The sequence below is a fragment of the Streptomyces durhamensis genome, assembly GCF_000725475.1.
Taxonomy (GTDB): domain Bacteria; phylum Actinomycetota; class Actinomycetes; order Streptomycetales; family Streptomycetaceae; genus Streptomyces; species Streptomyces filipinensis.
The window spans coordinates 1-413 of sequence record NZ_JNXR01000122.1 but is presented as its reverse complement, the minus strand read 5'-3'; the positions used below and the strand labels follow the sequence as shown (position 1 = coordinate 413).

1 protein-coding gene is annotated in these 413 nt (G+C 65.4%); it reads right to left on the bottom strand.

Features of this window, described 5'->3' with window-relative positions; translation table 11 throughout:
* Nucleotides 1–330, bottom strand: a 330-nt coding sequence (locus IO33_RS45380; RefSeq protein ID WP_037687474.1) for a DUF6542 domain-containing protein, incomplete at its 3' end; no start/stop codon positions are given.
* Between the last annotated feature and the right edge of the window lie 83 nt (nt 331–413).

Sequence of the window (413 nt, the reverse complement as noted above, 5' to 3'; positions counted from 1 at the left end):
CAGTCGCTTGACGCCGGAGTCACTGTCGGACACCAGGAAGTAGAGGGTCACCACCGCGACGACGAACAGGATGAGCGGGGGTTGTGTGACGGCGGTGAACAGCGCGCGTCGGCGTACCGCGAGAACTGCGGCGATGCAGCCGATCACGTAAAGGGCCCGGAATCCGAACCCGAGACTGGTTTCGTCACCGGCGAGCGCGAGGACCGCACCCAACACCGTCAGGCCACCGGCGAGCAACACCGCGCCCCACCACGGAACCCCGGGTGCGGTGGGAAGTGCGGATTGCTCATCGAGGGGAACCCCCGAGCGAGAGCGCGGGCCAGAAATCACATGTCGACCGTACCGGTAAACCCTGAGAAACCCGGTAACGAACCCGTGGGATCGAACTGTGGCGAGTATCGCTAACGGGGGCC